16 protein-coding genes are annotated in these 15,530 nt (G+C 68.4%); 9 read left to right on the top strand and 7 right to left on the bottom strand.

All coding sequences use genetic code 11. From position 1 onward, the window contains the following. The coding region (locus ABZ896_RS37840) for a hypothetical protein (RefSeq protein ID WP_360939319.1) at positions 1 to 288 on the bottom strand (288 nt) is incomplete at its 3' end. 19 nt (positions 289 to 307) lie between these two features. On the opposite strand from ABZ896_RS37840, the gene ABZ896_RS37835 reads away from it, so the two are divergent. The 3 genes from ABZ896_RS37835 to ABZ896_RS37825 all read left to right on the top strand — a co-directional run bounded on the left by ABZ896_RS37835 (position 308) and on the right by ABZ896_RS37825 (position 5,234). Beyond that, positions 308 to 1,801: an SCO6880 family protein gene (locus ABZ896_RS37835; protein ID WP_360939317.1), complete on the top strand. Its 1,494-nt coding sequence runs from the start codon at positions 308 to 310 to the stop codon at positions 1,799 to 1,801. Further along, positions 1,798 to 3,441, top strand: a complete 1,644-nt coding sequence (locus tag ABZ896_RS37830; protein WP_360939315.1) for an ATP/GTP-binding protein — start codon at positions 1,798 to 1,800, stop codon at positions 3,439 to 3,441. Before ABZ896_RS37835 ends, ABZ896_RS37830 begins: the two co-directional genes overlap by 4 nt. A gap of 71 nt (positions 3,442 to 3,512) precedes the next feature. After that, the gene (locus ABZ896_RS37825) at positions 3,513 to 5,234 is read left to right on the top strand and encodes a TraM recognition domain-containing protein (RefSeq protein ID WP_360939323.1); all 1,722 of its coding nucleotides are present in this window, start codon (positions 3,513 to 3,515) and stop codon (positions 5,232 to 5,234) included. Here the strand turns inward: ABZ896_RS37825 and ABZ896_RS37820 are convergent. Together ABZ896_RS37820 and ABZ896_RS37815 are read right to left on the bottom strand one after the other, a co-directional pair. After that, positions 5,170 to 6,408: a DUF418 domain-containing protein gene (locus ABZ896_RS37820; protein ID WP_360939313.1), complete on the bottom strand. Its 1,239-nt coding sequence runs from the start codon at positions 6,406 to 6,408 to the stop codon at positions 5,170 to 5,172. The genes ABZ896_RS37825 and ABZ896_RS37820 overlap by 65 nt on opposite strands. Continuing rightward, the gene (locus ABZ896_RS37815; protein WP_360939311.1) at positions 6,405 to 6,797 is read right to left on the bottom strand and encodes a DUF3592 domain-containing protein; all 393 of its coding nucleotides are present in this window, start codon (positions 6,795 to 6,797) and stop codon (positions 6,405 to 6,407) included. The genes ABZ896_RS37820 and ABZ896_RS37815 overlap by 4 nt, the downstream gene beginning before the upstream one ends. 143 nt (positions 6,798 to 6,940) lie before the next feature. Here ABZ896_RS37815 and ABZ896_RS37810 point away from each other — a divergent pair, with 143 nt between their 5' ends. Continuing rightward, on the top strand, positions 6,941 to 7,975 hold the full coding sequence (locus tag ABZ896_RS37810; RefSeq protein WP_360939309.1) for an NlpC/P60 family protein: 1,035 nt from the start codon (positions 6,941 to 6,943) through the stop codon (positions 7,973 to 7,975). Between the two features lie 62 nt (positions 7,976 to 8,037). On the opposite strand, the gene ABZ896_RS37805 is transcribed toward ABZ896_RS37810, so the two are convergent. Further along, positions 8,038 to 8,286, bottom strand: a complete 249-nt coding sequence (locus ABZ896_RS37805) for a hypothetical protein (protein WP_360939307.1) — start codon at positions 8,284 to 8,286, stop codon at positions 8,038 to 8,040. A 230-nt stretch (positions 8,287 to 8,516) separates the two neighbouring features. Here ABZ896_RS37805 and ABZ896_RS37800 point away from each other — a divergent pair, with 230 nt between their 5' ends. Beyond that, positions 8,517 to 10,208, top strand: a complete 1,692-nt coding sequence (locus ABZ896_RS37800; protein WP_360939305.1) for a hypothetical protein — start codon at positions 8,517 to 8,519, stop codon at positions 10,206 to 10,208. Between the two features lie 431 nt (positions 10,209 to 10,639). Here ABZ896_RS37800 and ABZ896_RS37795 read toward each other — a convergent pair whose 3' ends face one another. Then, positions 10,640 to 11,011, bottom strand: coding sequence for a DUF4913 domain-containing protein (locus tag ABZ896_RS37795; RefSeq protein ID WP_360939321.1), 372 nt, complete (start codon positions 11,009 to 11,011; stop codon positions 10,640 to 10,642). Positions 11,012 to 11,372: 361 nt separating this feature from the next. Here ABZ896_RS37795 and ABZ896_RS37790 point away from each other — a divergent pair, with 361 nt between their 5' ends. Continuing rightward, a complete protein-coding gene (locus ABZ896_RS37790) occupies positions 11,373 to 12,683 on the top strand; it encodes a hypothetical protein (RefSeq protein ID WP_360939303.1) in 1,311 nt (436 codons plus the stop codon). Positions 12,684 to 12,713: 30 nt separating this feature from the next. Here the strand turns inward: ABZ896_RS37790 and ABZ896_RS37785 are convergent, their stop codons facing one another. Both ABZ896_RS37785 and ABZ896_RS37780 read right to left on the bottom strand, forming a co-directional pair. Further along, complete coding sequence (locus ABZ896_RS37785; RefSeq protein ID WP_360939301.1) at positions 12,714 to 13,001, bottom strand: hypothetical protein; 288 nt, start codon at positions 12,999 to 13,001, stop codon at positions 12,714 to 12,716. Further along, the gene (locus ABZ896_RS37780) at positions 12,998 to 13,387 is read right to left on the bottom strand and encodes a hypothetical protein (RefSeq protein ID WP_360939299.1); all 390 of its coding nucleotides are present in this window, start codon (positions 13,385 to 13,387) and stop codon (positions 12,998 to 13,000) included. The genes ABZ896_RS37785 and ABZ896_RS37780 overlap by 4 nt, the downstream gene beginning before the upstream one ends. A 142-nt stretch (positions 13,388 to 13,529) precedes the next feature. Here ABZ896_RS37780 and ABZ896_RS37775 point away from each other — a divergent pair, with 142 nt between their 5' ends. The 3 genes from ABZ896_RS37775 to ABZ896_RS37765 all read left to right on the top strand — a co-directional run bounded on the left by ABZ896_RS37775 (position 13,530) and on the right by ABZ896_RS37765 (position 15,372). After that, the gene (locus tag ABZ896_RS37775; protein ID WP_360939297.1) at positions 13,530 to 14,360 is read left to right on the top strand and encodes a helix-turn-helix transcriptional regulator; all 831 of its coding nucleotides are present in this window, start codon (positions 13,530 to 13,532) and stop codon (positions 14,358 to 14,360) included. Further along, positions 14,357 to 14,569 (top strand): DUF397 domain-containing protein, encoded by a 213-nt coding sequence (locus ABZ896_RS37770; protein WP_360939295.1) that lies wholly within the window; start codon positions 14,357 to 14,359, stop codon positions 14,567 to 14,569. Before ABZ896_RS37775 ends, ABZ896_RS37770 begins: the two co-directional genes overlap by 4 nt. A 152-nt stretch (positions 14,570 to 14,721) precedes the next feature. Continuing rightward, positions 14,722 to 15,372 carry a hypothetical protein gene (locus ABZ896_RS37765; RefSeq protein WP_360939293.1) on the top strand — a complete coding sequence of 217 codons (651 nt, stop codon included), beginning with the start codon at positions 14,722 to 14,724 and terminating at the stop codon, positions 15,370 to 15,372. Positions 15,373 to 15,530 lie beyond the last annotated feature (158 nt).

Below are 15,530 nucleotides of genomic sequence, written 5' to 3'. Positions count from 1 at the left end.
GATCCAGGAGGCTTTGTCGCCGATGGCCAGAGCAGCGCCGAGCGTCACCGTGAACACGGCCAGCGGATACCGGCGGCGCGCCGCCAGGGGCAGCATGGAGCGGGGAGACCCCCGCCCGTGCGCACCGCACCCCCGACCGACCGCCGGGTCCCCTTCCCCCAGGGGCCCGGCGGTCACCTCCCGCCACCGCCCCTCCAGATGTACGGCGCCCCCGTCGCCGTAACCCCGCACACCCGCGGCGCCCCCGTCGCCGTACTCGCAACTCCCCTCCTCCTCTTGCCACTTCAAGAAGGGAAACCCGATCCCCATGTCCACTGAAGCCGTCACCCACCCGACCTACGGAAACTGGCGCAGGCCACGGAGGCCGGGGCTCGGGCCGCTCGGGCTCGTCGGGACCTTCGGGCTCTTCGGTGGGCTGGTCGTCACCCTGCTGGCGTCGCTGATCTCGCTGGAGGCCGCGCTGACCGTGTGTGTGCCGATGGCGCTGACGCTGGCGCCGCTCGCCGTACGGACCCAGGACGGCCGCAACGTGTACCAGCTGATCACGCTGCGGATCGGCTGGTGGCGCCGGAAGGCGAAGGGCGCGCACCTGTACGTCTCCGGGCCGCTGTCGGCCCGCCCCGGCGGCCGGTACCGGCCGCCGGGGCTGCTCAACAAGGTGACCGCGACCGAGGGCCGGGACGCCTACGACCGGCCCTTCGGCGTGCTGCACCACCCGGCGCGCAACCTGTACACGATCGTGCTCGGCTGCGACCCCGACGGCGGTTCGCTGATCGACCCGGACCAGGTGGACATCTGGGTGGCCCTGTGGGGCGAGTGGCTGGCCCGGCTCTCCCACGAACCGGGGCTGAAGGGCGCCGCGGTGATCGTGGAGACCGCCCCGGACACCGGCACCCGGCTCGCCCACGAGGTGCTCCCCCGCATCCACAAGGACGCGCCGCCCGCCGCGCGCGCCGTGATGGAGGAGGTCGTCCAGCGGTATCCGCACGCCTCCTCGGAGATGCACACCTACATCACCCTGACCTACGGCGTCATGCCGGGTCAGCGGCGCAAGAAGGAGGACGTGATCGCCGACCTCGCGGTCCGCATCCCCGGTCTGCTCAGCGGGCTGGTCGCGGCGGGCGGCGGCTCCGCGTACCCGCTGTCGGCGGAGCGGATCGCCGAGGTGATCCGGGTCGCCTACGACCCGGCGGTCTCCGCCGACGTCCTCAACGCCCGTGCCACACACGGCGGTACGGGTCTGGAGTGGGACGACTGCGGTCCCGCCGCGGCCGTCGAGACGGTCAACGCCTACCAGCACGACTCCGGGGTCTCCCGCACGTGGCTGATGACGCTGGCGCCGCGCGGCACGGTCCGCTCCTCGGTGCTGCGGGGCATGCTGGAGGCGGCCCCGGCCACCCGGCGCAAGCGGGTGGCCCTGGTCTACCGGCCCATCGACCCGGCCACCTCGGCCCGGATGGTGGAGGCCGACCGGCGCAGCGCCCAGTTCATGGCGACCTCGGGCAAGGGCATGGTCCAGGCCCGCGCCGCCTCCGAGATGAAGGCGGCCGAGCAGGCCGCGGCGGAGGAGGCCGCGGGCGCGGGGCTCGTGGAGTTCTCGCTGATGCTGACGGTGACCGTCGACTCCGCGGCCGAGCTCGCGGACGCGACCGTCGCCGTACGCAACCTGACAGCCGCCGCACGGGTGTTGATGCGGCCGGCCGACCGGATGCAGGCGGCGGCGTTCAGCTGCACCCTGCCCGCCGGGATCCTGCCGTGGGAACAGACCCTGATACCGCACGAGTTGCAGGAGGCGCTGTGAGCCGGCGGAGCGAGCGCAAGCGGGCCGAGCTGGAGGACCGGCTCGCCGAGGAGCGGGCGGCCGGGTGGGCGCCTCCGGAGCAACCGAAGAAGGAGAAGCCTCCGCCGCGCCCACGGAAGCTGTACATCCCCCAGCGCGGCTGGGAGGGCGCGGGCGGCGGCAAGGTCGGGTATCTCGATCCACCGACCATGTGGCGCGCCACGACCGTCCAGGCCTGCGGCATGTGGCCGTTCGCGGCCGGTTCCGGCTCACCGATGACCGGAGTGCCGCTGGGCCAGCACCTGTTCACCGGTGCCACGGTCTGCGGCGACCCGCTGAACTGGTTCACGCGGGCCCGCTACATCTCCAACCCATCCCTGTTCATGCTGGGCATGCCGGGTCTGGGCAAGTCCACGCTCATCAACCGGATGTTGATCGGCCTGTCGGCAACAGGCGTCGTACCCCTCGTACTTGGCGATCTGAAGCCCGACTACGCCGACACCGTACGGGCGTTGGGCGGGCAGGTGATCTCCATCGGGCGCGGGCGGGGCGGCATCAACGTCCTCGACCCGGGCGCGATGGGCGCCGCCGCGAAGAAGATCGGCGGCAAGGCGGGCGAGGTGCTGAGCGCCGAGGCACACGGCCGTGTGCTCAACATGGTCGCCGCGCTCATCACCATCGTGCGCGGCCGGCCGATGGACGACCACGAGCAGTCCGTCCTGTCGGCCGTGCTGCACGAACTGCGGCTGCGCCCTCCGGCGGGCCGCGCGGTCCTCCTGCCCGACGTGCTGCGGGTGCTCACCGAGGGCCCCGACCGGGTCCGCGCGGTCACCCTCGACCGGGGCGACGACGCCCGCTACCGCGACGCCGTCGACCCCCTGCACCGCTCCCTGCTCGGCATCCTGGACGGCCCCCTCGGCGACACCTTCGCCTCGGAGACCTCCACCCACATCAACCCCGACGCGCCCGCCGTGTGCATCGACATCTCCGGCATCGGCGAGGCCGACACCCAGCTCACCGCGGCCGCGATGCTCGCCGCCTGGAACGACGGGCTCGGCACGGTGGCCGCCTCGCACGCCCTCGCGGACGCCGGACTGGCGCCTCGCCGCTGGTTCTTCACGGTCCTCGACGAGCTGTGGCGCCCCCTCCGCGCCGCCTCCGGCATCGTCGACCGCATCGACGCGCTCACCCGACTCAACCGCTCCCTCGGCCTGGGCGACGCGAAGATCACCCACACCCTCAAGGACGCCGAGGCCCTAGGCACCGACTCCGACCGCGCCAAGGCGCGCGGCTTCGTGGAACGTGCCGGGATGGTGGTCTGCGCCGGGCTGCCCAAGGCCGAGATGGAGGACCTCGGCAAGGTGGTGGGCCTGTCCAGGCGCGAGATCGAACTCGTCTCGTCCTGGTCCTCGCCGCCCGGCTGGGGCACGGCCGGGGAGAACGAGGAGCCGCCCGGCCGAGGGCGCTTCCTCATCAAGGTCGGTGGCCGTCCCGGGATCCCGATCAAGGTCGCCATCACGGACGCGGAGCGGCACTTGCACAACACGAACACCCGTTGGACGCCGAACGAGGAGGCCGTGGAGCAGCAGGCGGCGGAGGCCGCCCGCCAAGTGGCGCGGGCCTCGCAGGAAGATGCTTACTCCGGGGGGTGGGGCGCGTGAGCGGCGGCGGTGGGTCCGGCGGCATCCAGGACCAGCTGTACTGGGCGATCGTGGCGGCCTTCGGCACCGTCATGTCGCTGTTCACGGTCGCCTGGCTCGGCGGCACCCTCGCCTCCGGCATCACCGGGCACGGCTGGGACGCCCCGCCCTACTCCATGGACACCATCAGCGCCCTGGCGGGCGAGGGCCCGGGGCCCCTGTGGCCGGGGACCCCGCCGGCCGTCGCGTACGCGTGCATGCTGCTGGTCCTGGTGCTCTTCGTCGTGCCGGTCTTCCTGATCGCCCGTTTCGTGATGGACCACTTCGGCTTCGGATTCTTCGGCAAGAAGTCCAAGAACCTGGCGGGCCCCCGCGAGTTGGCCTCCATGTGCCCGAAGGGCATCGAGGCCCGCGCCCGCGAACTGCGCCCCTCGCTGAACGGCCGCGACGAGCTGCACCCCGACGAGACCGGCAACCTCCTCGGCGATCTGGACCCCAGAGGCCCCGAACTGCGCAGCAGTTACGAGGACGTGGAGCTGGACCTGATGGCCCCGCGCGCCGGCAAGTCGACCGGCATCGCCATCCCCCGGGTGCTGCGCGCCCAGGGCGCGGTACTGCTGACCTCCAACAAGTCCGACGTGTACGCCGTCACGAAGGCGGAGCGCGAAAAGGCGGGCAGGGTCTGGACGTTCGACCCGCAGGGCATCGCGCACTCCCCGCGCGAGATGTGGTGGAACATGCTCGGCGAGTGCCACACGATCGAGGGGGCGCGGCGGCTGGCCGGGCACTTCGTGGCTTCCGTCAACGACGACACGGCGAAGAAGGACTTCTGGATCTCGGCGGCGCAGAACACGCTGACGGCGTTGTTCCTGGCCGCGGCCCGAGGCAAGGCCCAGGTCGTGGACCTGCTCGGCTGGCTCGCCGACCCGGCCGACCGTACGCCGATCGACCTGCTGAAAGACGCCGGACTCGTCGCGATGTCGGCCCAGTTGAGGGGCACGGTCCAGGGCGCGGTGGAGACCCGGGACGGCATCTTCGAGACGGCCCGCCAGACGGTCTCCTGCCTCCTGGACCCCGAGATCCTCGCCTGGGTCACCCCTCAGGTGGACGTCCCGGAGTACGACCCCCACAAGCACGTCCTCGGCAACGACACGCTGTATCTGCTGTCCAAGGACGGCGGTGGCTCGGCGGCGGGCGTCATCGCGGGTATCGCGGACGCGACGATGCGGGCGGGTGTGGTGGCGGCGGAACGGATGGGCGGCCGCCTGGACCCCCCTCTCACCGCCGTGTTGGACGAGGCGGCGAACGTCTGCCGCATCTCCGATCTCCCCGACCTGTACTCGCACTTCGGCTCGCGTGGCATCAACGTCGTTACCCTGCTCCAGAGTTACCGCCAGGGCGCCCGCGTCTGGGGCGAGATGGGCATGGACGCACTGTGGAGCGCGGCGACGGTGAAGCTGCTCGGTGCCGGTCTCGACGACGCGGACTTCGTGCAGAAGATCTCGACGCTGGTGGGGCAGCACGATGTGAAGACCCCGACGATCAACAGGGGTAAGGAAGGGACGTCCCGCTCGTACTCCTACCGCCAGGAGTCGGCGCTTCCCCCGGACAAGATCCGTGCTCTGCCCAAGGGTTCGGCGCTGCTGCTGGCGACCGGTATCCGGCCTGCCGTGATCAAGCTGCGACCCTGGTACAAGGAGCCGGGGGCGGGGGCGATCTCGGCTCAGGCGAAGGCGGAGGCTGCGGCGATCACCGAGCGGGCGGCGGCGAAGCTGATGCCGGGGGTCGATCTGGCGAAGGGGCCGGTGTACTGATCGCGGGGCGCCGGCCGAGGGTGACCGTGCGGAGCAGCAGCTCGACGGGGCCGTAGCGTCGGCGGCCCATCAGCCTTTTGCCCAGGGCAAGTTGGACGCCGTACAGCAGGAAGCAGCCCGCTACGACGGTGGCGGTGCCGAGACGGTCGTAGCGGCCGAGGCCGTAGCCCGTGAAGACGCACGCGAGGACGAGCGACTGGGTGAGGTAGTGGGTGAGGGCCATGCGCCCGGAGGCGGCGAGCCAAGTAGCCGTTCTCCGGGCGCTTTTGTGGTTCTCGCAGCTGAGGAGAAGGAGGATCCCGCAGGCGTACGACGCCGTCAGTGCGGGTCCGGTCAGGACGGCCGCCGCGTAGCCGACGTCGAACCACCGGTAGTCCAGAGGCCATTTGCCGCAGCACGCGGTGACGACACCGCCGGCGAGACCGACGGGGAGGCAGCGCAGGAAGGTCCGGCGCAGCCACTGTCTGTCCTGGCCTCGTCGCTCCACGAGCCGGGCCTTGGCCGCCGCGAGGCCCGCGAGGAACGCGGCGAAGTACTCGGGCGCGTAGATCAGGTTCGCCTCGATGTGGGAGGGGAGTTCGCGCAGGTGGACGGCGAGGACGGACAGGGGATCGCCGCGGTGGGCCGTGACGAAGTCGGCGGTGTAGGGGGCGTACTCGTCGACGGTGAAGGGCGCGGAGTAGGCGACGTTCAGGAGGCCGCGGGCGAGGAGGAGTGCGGAGAGGATGGTGATCAGTCCAACCGCGACGCGGATCGCGGTGCGGGGGGTGAGGCCGCGCATCGCGTAGAGGAGCAGGGCGAGGCAGGCGTACGCCGTGAGGATGTCGCCGGGGTAGAGGACGACGGCGTGCAGGGCGCCGAGCCCCAACAGGCCCAGGGTGCGCCGGAGATGGCGGGGTGCGAAGGACGCCCCGGCGCGTTCGGCCGAGCGCTGCTGGAGCACGAAGCTGTAGCCGAAGAGGAAGGAGAAGAGGACGTAGAACTTGGTGGCGACGAGAGCGGCGACGAGCCAGGCGACGGTGTGGTCGAGGGTCGTGGAGTGGGGGCCGCCGCCGAAGGCGTAGTAAGGCCCGGCCATCATCAGGGCGTTGACGATGAGGATGCCGAGGAGGGCGAAGCCTCGGAGGATGTCGAGATCGGGGACCCTCGATCTCTCGGAGAGTATCGATGTCACGGGGAGACCACCACCCCGGTGCCGAAGGCGAGCGTCGAGGCCAGGAACCAGCCGAACGACGGTGCCAGCAGGTGCCGTACGCTGCACAGCCGGGCTGACTGGGGGCGCTTGCGCAGGTAGACGACGTCGACCTCCTTGCCGACGGGCGGCAGCCCGCACAGCGTTGCGTACGGCCCGGGGTCGAGGATCAGGGATCTGCCGAGGTGGTCGGTGAACACCACGAGTCCGCCGTGCCGCCCGTCCCCCACCACCCGCTCCGTGACGACGCCCCGCACGCGCACCCCGCGCATGGTCAGTCGCAGCGCCCTGACGGCTCCCCGGACGCCCTGCACCAGAAATCCGAGACCGAACCCGGTGAACAGCGCGAGCAGCACCAACGCCTCGCTCATACGGCACCTTTCTCCTTCACGCCCCCTTCTGAGCACAACGGGCCCTGAATGCGGGCGGGTTCACAGGCCGGACCTTGAACCGGCGCCCTTTTCGGTCCCGTTGTGCGAGCGAACGTCCACGGACGAAGGGAGTGAAGGTCCCGATGAGACGTACTCCGCGCGCACCGAGCCTCCGCGTGACGGCCACCGCCGTCATCGCGCTGGCTCTGACGGCCACCATCCAGCCGCCCGCCCGTGCCGAGCCCAGCACCCTCGCCGAGGTGCGGGCGGTACTCGAACAGCTCTACCGGAGCGCCGAGGCGGCGACGGACAAGTACAACGCGGCCGACGTGAAGGTGAAGAAGCAGGAGAAGCGGGTCCGTACGCTGCGGGCGCAGGTGAGCACGGCGGAGAAGAAGCTGGGCAAGCTGACGCTGCTGGCGGGGGCGGCGGCCCGCGCCCAGTACCGGGGCGGGGGCCTGCCGGCGGAGGTGCAGTTCGCGTTCTCCGACGATCCCGAACGCGCCCTGGACAACGCGTCGTTGGTCCGGCAGACGCAGGAGAGCACGCAGGACGTCATCGACTCGCTGTCGGAGACGCAGAGTTCCTTGCGGGTACGGAAGGACGAGGCCACCGAGGTGCTGGCCGACCTGAAGGCCAATCGCACGGAGAAGGCCAAGCAGCGCAAGACGATCGAGACGCGCATCGCCGACGCGAAGCGGATCGAGTCGCGCCTCGCAGCCTCGCAGCGGCAGCAGATCGCCGCGATGGACACTGCGGACGCGGACGCGGCGCAGGCGAAGTGGGAGAGCACCGGCGTCCTCTCCAAGGTCTCCAAGACGACCACGGCGGCCGGCAAGAAGGCGGTGGAGTTCGCCTACCAGCAGATCGGCAAGCCCTACCAGTGGGGCGCCACGGGCCCGAACAGCTACGACTGCTCCGGCCTCACGTCCCAGGCGTGGCTGCACGCGGGCCTCACGATCCCCCGCACGTCGGAAGCCCAGTGGGCGGGCCTGAAACGCATCCCCGTCTCGTCGATGCGCCCCGGCGACCTGGTCATCTACTTCTCCGACGCCAGCCATGTCGCGATCTACATGGGCGACGGCAAGATCATCTCGGCGCCGCGGCCGGGGCGGAACATCTACATCTCGCCGGTGGCGTCGATGCCGATTCTGGGGGTGGTGCGGCCGGGGGCGTGACCGTCACCATCCACATGGAAAGGGCCCGCCGACAGAAGCCGGCGGGCCCTTTCATCACGCGATCACCCGAAGAGCACCTCGCGGTCCGTCATCGGCGGGACGGGCTGTGTCAGCGGCTCGAAGCCGGTGGGCAGGGGGAACAGGCCCGGAGGCAGGGGGATGGCGGGGACCCTTGCCACGGAGGCGGGTTCGAGGGCTCCCGAGGGGGCCGGGGTGGGGTAGGGCACTCCCTTACCCTCCCCCACCCCGGAGCTGCGCCGCGCCAGGAGTCCGCTCGACCCGAGACGGCCGGCCGGGTTTCGCTCGGTCATGGGCGTTCCTCTCTGTTCGGGCTGCTGAGAGGACACAACGGCTCCGGCGTCTCGGATGGTTCAGCGGCGTGGCGGGAGAACCGCGGTGGTTGAACCGCGGGGTGGTATGAGCCGTTGTTGCCCGCCGAGACGGGCCCGGAGGCCAAGGCCAGTCTCACGGTGGATCGACACGATCCGTCGCTCGGCCGGTACCACCCTGTTCCGCCCAAGCAGAAGGGGAAGAGACCGCGATGGCTTTCGATGAGAAAAAATTCAAGCGTGCCCGCGAAAATGCATTCAGCCGTCTGGAACAGTACAGAGGCTTGAGGAAGGGTGAAAATTCCAGCCTACACAAGGCCGCGAACGATTTCTTCAAGCACCTTCTAAAAGAAGGCCGACAGATCAATGCCGGGAAGACACCGACGGCAAACAAGGACGTCGTCAAGGAACTCATAAGCGAGCTGGACAAGAAGAAAGCCTTTTCGGTCCGGGGTGACTGGTGGCTGAAAAATCAGGACGAGCGCTTCTGGAGTTCACACTGGGACGATGACCGGAATGCGGCGGCCCGCAAGCAGGTCAAGAAAAGTGGAATATGGTCGAAGTCAACTGGGATGCCGGCAGAGGTGCGGGCCCTTTTCAATGACGGAAGGACCCTGGAGTACTCGCCCGGAGCGGCGTTCATGGACGACCTGGAGAGGTTCAACGACCTCAACACTCCTTTGCCCACACTGAATTATATGTGGGGCGAGGCATCGCACACGTACACGGGCCATTCACGCGGGATGGTGGACGCGGACGTGTACCGGGGGATCGACGAGAACAGCGTACTGAAGAACATCGAGATGCCCATTCTGCTGGACCTGATGGAGGCAGGTCAGGTCGACGGTGTGACTATCCACGTGCGCCGACGGAACCAGCAGACCGGCATCCTCGACGAAACGGCCACGTACACCATCAGGTCCCGCGAATCCTGGGATCAGGTGATGATGCTCGACCGGACACCGTCGTACATCGCGGAGCAGGGCCGTGAATACCAGACCCAGCAGGTGGCGCGCGCGATCATACGCAACCAGAACGGCATGCAGACGTCGCTCGAAGACTTCAGGCGAATCCTGGAGCACGCGAATGCGGACCCTGACTCGGCTGTTTTCATCACCGGCCAGGACGGGCCGTTCCCCATCGAGGGGTTGCAGGTGACGGCACAGCAGATGGCGGGGTGGCAGCGCCATCCCTCGCAGGATTCGAGCGCCGGCGCGAACTGGCCTGCCAGGCCGTCGGCCGAACAGACCCTGGTGGCCAAACTCGAAGCCCACAGCGCGGTACAGGGGAACCCGTCGTACGATTCGTCGGATTCGGAGACCCGCACGAGACTGGGCAGGGCCCAGCCGACGGGGTCCCCGGCGGGCTCAGCCGACGGCGCTTACCTGGCGCCGGTGAACACCGTTGCCAGCGGCGGCGCGTACATGGTCCCGTCCGAGGAGCAGTACCTCCCGACCCAGCCCCTGACCGCCACCGGGGCACCGGTCTACAGCTACCAGGACCAGGCGCAGAACGAACTGTTCACGACACCGACCTACGGCGGGCCGAGTCGCGCACCCGCCACGTCCTATCAGCCCGTGGACTCACCCGCGCCGTTGGACTCAGGCGAGTCCTACTTCGCCCCGCAACCGGCCCCGTACTCCACAGGTCAGGGGCACTACTCGGCGTACACCATGAGCCCCAACATGAGGTACACCAACCCGACCTACACCATGAGCCCCAACGCGGCGTACACGATGAACCCCCACGCGCAGTACACCATGAGCCCCAACGCGACTGGGAGCTCCGGCCAACCGGTGGCGAGTTCCGGATCCAGCACCTCTTCTTCATCCGGTTTCGGTGAGCCGCTGGCTCGGACCAATGCCCGTACGACTCCGCCTCCGGCTCCACGGCGAAGCATGTGACGTCGATCCTGGTCTGAGGCGCGCGCCCACGGGTGAATCGCCCGGGCTCAGTCCATGTCGCACAGGGGTGCCGGGTGATGAACGCCGCGTCACCCGGCACCCCGAGGAGCCGCGCCTTCTCGACCAGTCGCCGCGCCGAAGTGCATTCCCTCCGCAGGGGCCGGAATACGGTCACGCCCTGCGTCGGCCAGCTCTCCGGGTGCACCTCCTGCCGGTCTACGGCCGTGAGGTCACCTCCTCAGCGCTGTGGTGCTCGCGCCGGCGGGAGCACCCGGAACCGTCGTCGTCCATGCGGAACCTGCGGGATCCGGCAGGCGGGTTCAACGGCTGCAAGCCCGAATCCCCTTGTGGGCGTCCGGCTGCCGGGAGCGGATGCGCGCGTGCGGCGGCATCTGCTCCCGGCTGTGCGTCACGCCTTCGTCACGCCTTCGTCAGGCCGGAGGGGGCGGTGGTGCGAACGGGTCGAGGACATCAACCGTGGGCTTCTCCTTCGCCCTGTGAGAGCCGGGCTTGCAGCCGGCGAACGGGCCTGCCGGATCCCGAAGGGTGTTCATCACCGGTCCCAGGTAGTCGCGGTGCCAGGTGGCGGGGCCGTTCATGCTGGAGCCGGGACCCGTCAAGTCGCCCCAGGCGAGCCAGAGGCCATGGAGTTGGGCGACCGCTTCCATATGTTCCCACCAGCGCGAGCACCAGGGAGCCGTGGAGGTGACCTCTCGGCCGTAGACGGGCAGCAGCACGTGGTGAGTCCACAGGGTCAACTGCCGCAGCGTCCGTGCGTACTCGGCCCCCTCCAGGTAGAGGATGAACTGCGGTGTAAGGGGTGGAGGAGGGGGCGGCGGGGTTACGGAGACGGGATCCGTAGGCGCTTCGGCAGGTTCAGCCGGAGCTGATGCAGGGCTGCGCATGTCGTATCCGCTCTTTCGAGGACGGGCTCTGATCCAGGCAGCACAACGCGCATGCGCGGCATGCGGTTCACCGAAGACCGCGGTTCCTGTCCAGGCGGCTGGCCCACGGGCGGCCGGTCCGATCCGAGTCCGGCGTGTTCAACGTCTGCGATCGCATGAACCGCTCCGTTGGTCTGCCCGTTGTGGCAGTTGAAGCGAACGGCGAAGGACACCCATCCCTTGCGGTGATCCATGAAGGTCTCTAGCAGAGGAGAATCTCATGCCCATGAGCGGAGAATATATTCCCGCACGAGAATTGGCATGGAATGACGTTCAGGCAGAACTAAAATCCAAGAGTCAAGCGAGATTTACTTTCGCCACCGCCATCCTTCACTTCCATGAACTGGATGGAAGCATTACAACGTACCAGATGCCCGTCAGCCGCAGCGGAAGGGATGAAAACGCGGCGGCCTTTTACGCAACCGATGAGCGGGTGACATCGCACCCCGAGTTTGAGCAAGCCGGCATAGATGCCGAGATAAAAACAATGTCAGATGCTCGACTTAGTTGGGAGGCTCGCAAAGCTAGCGGCGTTCCGGATCCATGGAAAATCTCCCTCGACTCACTCTCCAGCAAGCCGACCTGCAATTCCTGCGAGAGTCTCCTGATGATTGTAGCGACAGATCTGCAGGCTGCCTTTCCCGAGGCCAGTGTCGCCCTGAAGGAGATGTTCAGCAGGAACCAACTGAATGCGAATAACGAGAATCACAGCATGATCCCGGGTCGCCCGGTACGAGGTACGAACCCAAGGGTGTACCAGTCGGCATATGGTAACCCAGACGCGATCCCGGAGCACATCCGCCGCACCCAGCCCTTTCCGGCCGTCCCAGGTAGCTACTCGATGAGCGCTGCCGCGGGATACAACGCCGAGAGGATTCGGTTTTACAAGCGCACTATTCTACCTCTCGCGCCCAACGATTACCGCGGCCCGATTCAAAATCCCGTAAGAGGCTTTGCCAGTGTCAGCTCATTTTCAGATCAGTCACCGTATTACTACTCTGGATCGAGCAACCGTGCGTCGGGCTCATCAGGGGGGTCCGATTCAGAGGGGCACCATTCCGCGAGGTCCGGGGGGTCCGGGGGGTCCAAGAGGTCCAAAGGGTCCAACCAATCCGGCGAGTCGTATCTATCCGAATGGAGCAACCCTGCAGAAAATCCCGGGAATTATCTCCCTGGCGCAAACCATGCCAACACTCAGGTCGAACCGACGTACGACCAGACAAACGGGCTGTACGTCACGCCAGGTTCGCGCAGGATATCAGTCCCCATAGATATGGGTTACGGGGGGCACAGATATGCCAATTACGATTACGTCAAGGACGTGAGAATGGGGGAAGGGGCTCCGGTAGAGCATGCGTATAGAAATGTGAATGATGGAACCCTCGCTCTTTACGTCCCCAACCAGAGTTTCACCGTGCGCACCGATCTCTTTGTCAGAAGAAATAAGGAAATCGTTCCATACGACCACTCCAAAGTTGCCGGTTCACATGCAGAGAGCAGCCAAAGCAACAGACGGCGAAGGAGAGGGTAGTCCGGCGATCAGACCGACGGAAGGCACGTCTCATGACGTACGCACCCGCACGACACGCGCCGGTTCCAGTCCGGGCGGGAGTCCGTCAGGCGGCTCCATGACCGCGTAGTCCGCGAAGTTCCGGCGGTAGCGCGGGTGCCGGGTCTCCTGCGTGTGCTTGCGCTGCCACTCCTCGACCTCCGCGGGGTCGTGCCGTACGCCGGACTCGGCGCCGCACTCCGACTCGTCTCCAGAGACACAGCGCGCCGTGTACTCCGGCTCCGCCGTCACGTCCTGGACGATCGTGAACGGCACGTACCGGAACGTCCGACGGGTCATTCGCCGTGCTCCCGCTCCTGGTGCTGACGCAGCAGCACGTGGGCGTCCGTCACCCCGCTGTGGTCGAACCGGGCACGCGCGGCCTCGCGTTGACGGTCAAGGTCCGCGCAGGTCGTACAGCCGGCGACCGGCACCGGCGGACGGCTCACGTCGAAACCCGCTGTACGGGCACGTTCGTTGGCCGCCCTGACCCCGGCGCTCAGCCGTTCCGCCTGCGTGGCCGGGCGGATCCGCGCCGGGTCGGCCTGCCACTCACGGCCACCGCCCACCGGACGCAGCATCGCGTACGGCCCCACCGTCGCCTGGTACTCCCCCACCCGGCCCGTCTCCGGGTCATGGACCAACTCCCCCTGTTCCAAGGGCTGTTCCTCTGTCCGCTGCGTCATGGTCTCTCCGTACGCCATGGGACGACCGTCCCCCACACGGGGTCGATCCTCACGTTCCGTACTCACAGCATCACCACCGAGGCGTACGCTCACCAGGTCGAAAGCCTTTCCAAACCGGCTGGAAACAGGGGGAAGCGCACGGATGACCGAGCCATTGACCGACCCGTACAGTGAGCCCGCGAACGGCCTGGCGTGGTTCGGGCGCGAAGTGGAAGCGGCCCTGACTCACAAGGGCGCCAACCAGCGTCAACTCGCGGACGCCACGGGCTACAAGGAGCCCTACGTCTCCAAGGTCAAGAACGGCAGGGCGCTGCCGTCGGCGCACTTCGCCGAAGGGTGCGACCGGTTCTTCAACACCTCCGGCTACTTCGCCCGGCTGCTGGTCCGGGTGAGCGAGCGCGGCCACCCCGGCTGGTTCGTGCCGTACGTCAACCTGGAGAAGCAGGCCAGCCGGATCGAGGACTACTCCGACTCCCTGATCATGGGCCTGTTGCAGACTCCTGAGTACGCGGAAGCCACGTTCCGGGCCTCACTCCCACGCGAGACCGACGACCAGATCAAGGCCAGGGTCGAGGCCAGGCTGGCCCGTCGACAGGTCATGGAGCGGGAGGCCCCGCCCCTGCTGTGGGTGATCCTCCACGAAGCGGTACTGCGCACGGAGGTCGGCGGCCGGGCCGTCATGGCCGACCAGCTCCGTCACCTTGCCTCGGCGGCGGGAAACCCCCACATCGTGCTTCAGGTTCTCCGCTTCAACTCGGGTGCCCCGGCGTCAGCTCTACGGTTTATCCTGCTGACACCCGAGGAGGGGGCGACAGTCCTGTACTCGGAGAGCTGGGGGCAAGCGCACGTGACGGACTCCGCCACGGCGGTGGAGGACGCGCGTGCGGCGTACGAGCGTATGCGGGCTGCCGCCCGCGACCCCGAGGAGTCCCTGGCTCTGATTCGAGAGATCGCGGAGGAGTACGCCAGATGAGCAGCACGCACGGCCCCCGGCCCCTGCGGTGGGTCAAGAGCACGTACAGCAGCGGCCAAGGCGGCGAGTGCATCGAGTGGGCCCCCGAACACGCGGCGGCCACGGGCGACTTCCTGGTCCGTGACAGCAAGAACCCGGGCGGCCCGCACCTGGCCCTGACCCGTGAAGGCTTCACCGGGCTCGTGGAGTTCGCCAAGACCCACGGGTGACCCGAGCCCCGACCGACCGGCCCTCGCCTCCTGGCGGGGGCCGTCGTCATGCCAGGCGCTGCTCGGTCCGGTGAACCGCTCGCGGTACGTGGCCGTTGTCGTACCGGAGGACGGGCGCCGAGTACCACGGCGTACGAAGAAGGAGCGAGCCAGTGCCCTCCGAGGATCTGACCAATGACCTCATCGAGGAGGACTCCCAGGGGTTCCGGGAAACCGCGGACCGGGCGACCGACGCTCTCAACGCCCAGATCCGGCAGCGGATCCGTCGCGACCTCGGCCTCGACACCTCCCCGTTCGCGGGCTACGAGGGGACCGTCCTGACCGCGGCCGACCCTTCCCCGACCGCCGTCGCCTCCCCGACGACAGCCGTCGACGCCCCGCCTGACTACACGAACCCCACAGGGCGGTCATGGGACCCTCGCGGTGCCGTACCCAGCTTCGCGGAAACGATTCCCTCACGCCGTGGCACGACCGATCCCGTCGACCTCGGCGCCCCACCCCGTTTCGGAGGCGTGCCACGCCGCAACACCGCGCACGCCACCACCCATCGGCTCGACGGCATCGACACCCGCGTCGCGACGGACCCTCGCTTCGTCGCCGGTCTGACGGAGGAGGCGACCCGCGCCTTCGGGAACCCCAACCGGGGAATGGCCAGGTTCCTGAGCGACAACACCCCGGCCCGACCGGCCGGTGACAGCGCCGGGCGGGGGACCGAGCCGAGGGAGTGGAGCAACTCCTACGAGCCCCAGCGCACCGCACGGCATGGTTCCGGGACCGGCACCAAGCGCCGTCGGTCCAAGTAAGGCCACACCCACGTCAGTCTCCCCAACAGGAAAGTAGAGCCACCGTGGCGGACGACATCCCGGCAGCTTCGGACGAGCGCGGGGGCGAACCGCTCCCGGGCGGCGCCCCTACGAACGTGTCCTCCGGGTCCTCACGCTCGTCGAGCCCCTCGCCCAGC

The sequence above is a fragment of the Streptomyces sp. NPDC047072 genome (assembly GCF_040643855.1).
Classification (GTDB): domain Bacteria; phylum Actinomycetota; class Actinomycetes; order Streptomycetales; family Streptomycetaceae; genus Streptomyces.
Note: the sequence above shows the minus strand (reverse complement) of the source record. Positions and strands in the feature narration are given on the sequence as shown.

Coding starts and splice junctions, on each gene's coding strand:
- ABZ896_RS37835 (WP_360939317.1), top strand. CDS start 308: ATGTCCACTGAAGCCGTCACCCACCCGACCTACGGAAACTGGCGCAGG.
- ABZ896_RS37825 (WP_360939323.1), top strand. CDS start 3,513: ATGTCGCTGTTCACGGTCGCCTGGCTCGGCGGCACCCTCGCCTCCGGC.
- ABZ896_RS37815 (WP_360939311.1), bottom strand. CDS start 6,797: ATGAGCGAGGCGTTGGTGCTGCTCGCGCTGTTCACCGGGTTCGGTCTC.
- ABZ896_RS37810 (WP_360939309.1), top strand. CDS start 6,941: ATGAGACGTACTCCGCGCGCACCGAGCCTCCGCGTGACGGCCACCGCC.
- ABZ896_RS37805 (WP_360939307.1), bottom strand. CDS start 8,286: ATGACCGAGCGAAACCCGGCCGGCCGTCTCGGGTCGAGCGGACTCCTG.
- ABZ896_RS37800 (WP_360939305.1), top strand. CDS start 8,517: ATGGCTTTCGATGAGAAAAAATTCAAGCGTGCCCGCGAAAATGCATTC.
- ABZ896_RS37790 (WP_360939303.1), top strand. CDS start 11,373: ATGCCCATGAGCGGAGAATATATTCCCGCACGAGAATTGGCATGGAAT.
- ABZ896_RS37785 (WP_360939301.1), bottom strand. CDS start 13,001: ATGACCCGTCGGACGTTCCGGTACGTGCCGTTCACGATCGTCCAGGAC.
- ABZ896_RS37780 (WP_360939299.1), bottom strand. CDS start 13,387: ATGACGCAGCGGACAGAGGAACAGCCCTTGGAACAGGGGGAGTTGGTC.
- ABZ896_RS37775 (WP_360939297.1), top strand. CDS start 13,530: ATGACCGAGCCATTGACCGACCCGTACAGTGAGCCCGCGAACGGCCTG.
- ABZ896_RS37770 (WP_360939295.1), top strand. CDS start 14,357: ATGAGCAGCACGCACGGCCCCCGGCCCCTGCGGTGGGTCAAGAGCACG.